The following is a 5,379-nucleotide window of genomic DNA, read 5'->3' as shown; positions in this document are numbered from 1 at the left end:
CTCCAATGAGTCAGAGGCGATGCCGTACCCGCGGCGTCGGTGTTGCCAGCACGGCCAGCAGCGCGGCCAAGGCCGGCGCGGCCTGGACGTAGAGGATCGACATCTTGGCGGTGAGCCCGCCGTAGACGCCGGCCACGATCACGCAGCACAGGAAGAACACCTTCACGTCGCGCCGGCCGCTGATGAGGCCCCAGAGCAGGCCGGCGGCGAGGAAGCCGTTGCGGAGGCCCTGGTTGGCCGCCAGCACCGCCGATTGCGCCGCGAACTCCGGCGTCGTCTTGAAGACTTCGTAGCCGACCGGATGGTTCCAAAAGAACATCTCGAGGACCAGGAAGCCCACGTGGCTCAACGCCACGATCACCACCAGCAGCAGCGCGATGATCCGCATCGTTCGTCTCCCCCCTCGATGGGGGAGACTTTAGCTCGTTCGCAACGCAGGCGTCGATCAGGCCGTGACCGTCTTCCAGTCGTGGCTCTTCTCGTAGGCGTCGGCCGCCTTGTAGATCGTCGCTTCGTTCCAGTGCTTGCCGATCAGCATCAGGCCGGCCGGCAAGCCGTCACTCATGCCGCAGGGCAGCGTGATCGCCGGATGGCCGGTGACGTCGAACGGCGCGGTGTTGGGCAGCATCTCGAAGCCGCGGTTGATGATGTCCATGCGCGGCCCGGCCGGATCGGGCAGCTTGGTGGCGCGCAAGGGCAGGGTCGGCATCAGCAGCAGGTCATATTTCGCCAACGCTGAATCGTAGGCCGCCGCCAGCTTGCGCGCCAGGTTCTGCGCCTTGGCGTAGTAGTGGCCGCGATACTTGTTCAGCGCGTACTTGCCGAACAGGATGGTGGTCTTCAGCGTGTCTGAAAGCTCGTCGGCGCGCTCGCGCCAGGCCGAATGCGCGTCGACCAGGCTGGTGACGTAGAGCCCCTTCCAGTTGAAGCCGTAGCCGTTGCCCAGCATCATCTGCCAGGTGGCGCCTTCGACGGCGATCGCCGACCACACCGCCATGCCGGTGATGTGCCAGGGGATCGAGACCTCCTCGACGGTGGCGCCCAGCTCCTTGAACTTGGCCGCACCCTTCTTGACCAGGTCGTCGACCACCTTCTCCGACTGCGGATGGCCGAAGCCTTCCTTGACCACGCCGATCTTCAGTCCGGCCACGCTGCCGCCCAGCGCCTTGGTGTAGCTGTCGGTCGTGCAGCCCATCTGCCGCGGATCGAGCCCGTCGGGTCCGGCGATCACTTCCAGCATCAGCGCATTGTCGGCCACCGTCGCCGTCATCGGCCCGGTGTGATCGAGGGTGAGTTCGATCGGCATGATGCCGGTGTAGGGCACCAGCCCCCAGGTCGGCTTCAGGCCGACGATGCCGCAATAGGCCGACGGCATGCGGATCGAGCCGCCCTGGTCGCCGCCGATCGCCATGTCGGCCTCGCCGGTGACGATGACGGCGGCGCTGCCCGACGAGGAACCGCCGGCCGAGTAGCCGTACTTGCGCGGATTGTGGACCGGGCCCGGCGACGAGGTGTGGCTGCCGCCGGAGAAGCAGAAATATTCGCAATGCACCTTGCCCACGACCGTGGCGCCGGCATCGAGCATGCGCGTCACCACCGTGGCGTCGGTGTCGGGCACATAGCCCTCGAGTGTCGAGGCGCCGTTCATCATCGGCACGCCGGCGACGCAGACATTGTCCTTCAGCGCCACCTTCTTGCCCTTGAGCTTGCCTTCGGGCGCGCCCTTGATCTCGCTCTTGTAGTACCAGAGGTTAAATTTGTTCTCCGCGCCCTCGGGCCGGTAGCCCGGCGTGCGCGGATACTTCACGACCGGCAGATTGTCGGGCAGCGATTCGAGCAGATTGTAGGCGGCGACGTTGCCGCCCATCGTCTCGAGGAAGAACGAGACGTCGGCGTCCGACAGGTTCATGCCCAGTTCGCTGCCGACCTGCTTCAGCTCGGCCGGTGTCGGCATTTTCACGCTTGCCATGGTGCTTCTCCCTCTCTTGGCTGGATGTCAGTGCGCGCTCATGCCGACGAACTCGGCGACCAGGGCATCGTCGTGCAGGTGGTCGGGCGGGATCTCGCCGGTGATGCGGCCCTTCTGGATGATGAGGACGCGGTCCGACAGGCGGCGGATGAATTCGAGGTTCTGCTCGACCAGCACCACCGTCAGGCGATGGCGCGTCTTCAGCGCCAGCAGGATATCGATGATCTCGTCGATGATGGAGGGCTGGATGCCCTCGGTCGGCTCGTCGAGCAGGATGAGCTTGGGCCGGCCGCACAGGCAGCGGGCCAGCGCCAGGATCTGCTGCTCGCCGCCCGACAGCACGCCGCCGGCGCGTCCCAGGATCGGCTTCAGCCGCGGCAGCGCCTCGATCACCTCGTCGATCACGTCGTCGCCGAGGCCCGCGCTTGCCGCGCCCATGCGCATGTTGTCGAGCACCGAAAGGCCGGGAAAGATCTGCCGGCCCTGCGGCACGTAGCCAAGCCCCAGGCGGGCGCGCTTGTGCGAGGGCGCGCGCGTAACGTCGGTGCCGGTGAAGCGCACGGCGCCGCCCGTCGCCGGCAGCTGGCCGACCAGCGTCTTGAGCAGCGTCGACTTGCCCATGCCGTTGTGGCCCAGGATGCCGACGAACTCTGAGTCGGCGACCTGGAAGGTGACGCCGAGGATGATCGGGATCTTCTGGTAGCCGGAGGCGAGGGCTCGGACATCGAGCATGGTCTAGGCTGCCTGCTTGCCGAGATAGACGTCGCGGACCTGGTCGTTGGTCAGGATGTCGGCGACATTGCCCTCGATCAGCACGGCGCCCTGGTGGAACACGGTGACGGTCTTGGCGATGCGGCGGATGAACTGCATGTCGTGCTCGACCACCACCAGGGCGTGGCGGCGGTTCAGCTCGGCGATCAACCCAACCAGGCGATCGACCTCCTCGTCGGTCATGCCGGCGGCCGGCTCGTCGAGCAGGATGAGATCCGGCTCGGGCGCGATCACCATGGCGAGCTCGACGAGCTGGCGCTGGCCATGCGCCAGCTGCCCGACCAGGCGCTGGGCGATGCCGGCGATGCCGACGCGCTCCATCGCCGCGTCGGTGCGCTTGTCGGCGATGCTGCCCGGCGCGACCTTGTTGGCCGCGATCCAGACGTTCTCGCGCGCGCTCAGACCGTCGAAGACGTTGGGCACCTGGGTCTTGATGCCGACGCCGCGGCGGGCGATGGCATGGGTCGGGATGCCGGCCACCGATTCGCCGCGGAACAGCACGTCGCCGCTGCTTGGACGGTACTGCCCCGTCAGGCACTTGAAGAAGGTGCTCTTGCCCGCGCCGTTGGGGCCGATGACGCAGCGCAGCTCGGCCTCCTGCAGGGTAAAGGCGACGCGGTCGACCGCCACGACGCCGCCGAAGCGCATCGTGAGCTCACGCGTCTCGAGCAGCGGCGTCATGGGTTGGGCACTCGCTCGCCGGCCGGCGGCGCCGTCGCCCGTGGCCGGCGCAGGAAGCCCAGGGACCAGCGCCAGGTGTCGGAGACCAATGCGGTGAGTCCTTTGGGAACGACCAGAACGAAGATCACCAGCAGGACGCCCAGCACCAGATTGGGATCGACCCAGCCGAAGCCTTTGATCTGGCTCAGCGTGCCGAGATAGTTGGTCAGGAACTGCATCAGGATGCAGCCGATCACCGGGCCGATCAGGGTGCCGAGGCCCCCCACGATCACCCAGATGATGATTTGCCCGCTCACCGGCAGGCTGAACATGGTGGGGCTGACGAATACCGAGTTGGCGAACAGCAGGCCGGAAAGGCCGGCCAGCGCGCCGCCGACCACGAAGATGGCGAGCTTGTAGACCCTTGTGTCGTAGCCCAGCAGCTCGGCGCGCGTCTCGTTCTCGCGGATCGCCACGATGATGCGGCCGAAGCTCGTGGCCAGCAGCGCCTTGCACAGGAAGTAGACGATCAGCAGCAGACCGACCGTCAGGCCGAAGATCTCCTCCGGCGCCAGCTGCTCGCCGGGCCGGCCCGGCCAGTTGAGGATGGGCGTCGCCGGGATGCCGTTGAAGCCACCGAGCGGCGCATCGCCGATGTTCCACTGCTCGCCGGCGGTCTGGTTGATGAAGCGATAGAAGATCAGTGAGACCGTGAGCGTGATGACGCCGAGATAGACGTCGCTGATGCGGCCCCAGAACATGAAATAGCCGAGCAGGGCGGCGAACAGGGCGGGCACCAGCACGGCCAGCAGCGCGGGCACTGTCGTGTCGCCCATGTTGATGGCGGTGACGGCGTAGGTGTAGCCGCCGAGGCCGAAGAACGCCGCCTGGCCGAAGCACAGGATGCCGGCATAGCCCCAGATCAGGGCGAGCGAGAGCGCCAGGATGGCGAAGGCGGCGAAGATCGTCGAATTGATGATCAGGTAGGTCTCGCCGATCGCTGGCAGCCCGAACAGCACGGCAAGGCCCGCGGCCAGCACGGCAAGATTGCCGATGATCGGCAGCAGGCGCGCCTTCACAGCGCCCTCCGGAAGAAGCGGCCGGTGATGCCCTGCGGCAGCAGCCGCAGCAGCACGACGGCCGCCACCAGGAGCGCCACCTCGCCCAGCACCGAGGTGAAGGCGAAGGTGGCGACGACGTTGATGGCGCCCAGCAGCGCCGAGGCGATGGCGGTGCCCGACAGGATCGCGGCACCGCCGCTGATCACGGTGATGAAGGCCTTGGCGATGTAGGCTGCGCCGATGGTCGGCACGACGCCGGAGAGCGGCGCCAGCAGGCCGCCGGCAAGGCCGGTCAGCGCCGCGCCGACGGCGAAGGTGACGGCATAGACGGCCGACGGGTTGGTGCCCAGCGCGGCCGCCATGGCGGCGTTCTGCATGGTGCCGCGGGCGATCAGGCCGAGCCGCGTGTAGCGCAGCACCAGCCAGCCCGCGAGCAGCAGGATCACCGCCACGACGATCAGGAACAGCTCATAGACCCCCGTGCGATAGGCGCCGATCTGCAGGCTGCCCAATGGCGCGGAAATGCCTGAAACGGTGTTGCCGAAGACCACGGTGACGAAGCCGATCATGGCGAGGCTCAGGCCCCAGGTCGCGAGCATGGTGTCGATCAGCCGGCCGTAGAGATGGCGGATCACCAGCCGCTCGACCAGCGCGCCGAACAGGCCAACGGTCAGCGGCGCCACCACGATCATGGCGACCCAGAGATTGACGCCCTTGTTGTAGGCAGTGATGGCGGCATAGCCGCCCAGCATCAGGAACTCGCCATGCGCGAGGTTGATCACCCGCATCATGCCAAAGATCACCGCGAGCCCGATGCTCAAGAGCACCAGGCTCGCAACGGCACTGCCGATCTGCAGCAGGAGGATGACGAAATAGTCCATGCAACCTGTGTCCCGGAGCGCGGACCTCCAGGCCCGC

General features: G+C 67.1%; 6 protein-coding genes. All 6 read right to left on the bottom strand.

Annotation, left to right across the window (positions count from 1 at the left end):
* Positions 1–10 precede the first annotated feature (10 nt).
* Genes RSO01_RS45845 through RSO01_RS45820 form a run of 6 tightly spaced genes read right to left on the bottom strand, consistent with a single transcriptional unit; the run spans position 11 to position 5,342 of the window.
* Positions 11–388, bottom strand: coding sequence for a DUF1304 domain-containing protein (locus RSO01_RS45845; RefSeq protein WP_147157310.1), 378 nt, complete (start codon positions 386–388; stop codon positions 11–13).
* A 57-nt stretch (positions 389–445) separates the two neighbouring features.
* A complete protein-coding gene (locus RSO01_RS45840) occupies positions 446–1,969 on the bottom strand; it encodes an amidase (RefSeq protein WP_147157309.1) in 1,524 nt (507 codons plus the stop codon).
* Positions 1,970–1,996: 27 nt separating this feature from the next.
* On the bottom strand, positions 1,997–2,701 hold the full coding sequence (locus RSO01_RS45835) for an ABC transporter ATP-binding protein (protein WP_147157308.1): 705 nt from the start codon (positions 2,699–2,701) through the stop codon (positions 1,997–1,999).
* A 3-nt stretch (positions 2,702–2,704) separates the two neighbouring features.
* A complete protein-coding gene (locus RSO01_RS45830) occupies positions 2,705–3,421 on the bottom strand; it encodes an ABC transporter ATP-binding protein (RefSeq protein WP_147157307.1) in 717 nt (238 codons plus the stop codon).
* Positions 3,418–4,479 carry a branched-chain amino acid ABC transporter permease gene (locus RSO01_RS45825; protein ID WP_246159259.1) on the bottom strand — a complete coding sequence of 354 codons (1,062 nt, stop codon included), beginning with the start codon at positions 4,477–4,479 and terminating at the stop codon, positions 3,418–3,420. The genes RSO01_RS45830 and RSO01_RS45825 overlap by 4 nt, the downstream gene beginning before the upstream one ends.
* Positions 4,476–5,342, bottom strand: coding sequence for a branched-chain amino acid ABC transporter permease (locus RSO01_RS45820; RefSeq protein WP_147157306.1), 867 nt, complete (start codon positions 5,340–5,342; stop codon positions 4,476–4,478). Before RSO01_RS45820 ends, RSO01_RS45825 begins: the two co-directional genes overlap by 4 nt.
* Between the last annotated feature and the right edge of the window lie 37 nt (positions 5,343–5,379).

It is taken from the genome of Reyranella soli, assembly GCF_007992495.1.
Classification (GTDB): domain Bacteria; phylum Pseudomonadota; class Alphaproteobacteria; order Reyranellales; family Reyranellaceae; genus Reyranella; species Reyranella soli.
Note: the sequence above shows the minus strand (reverse complement) of the source record. Positions and strands in the feature narration are given on the sequence as shown.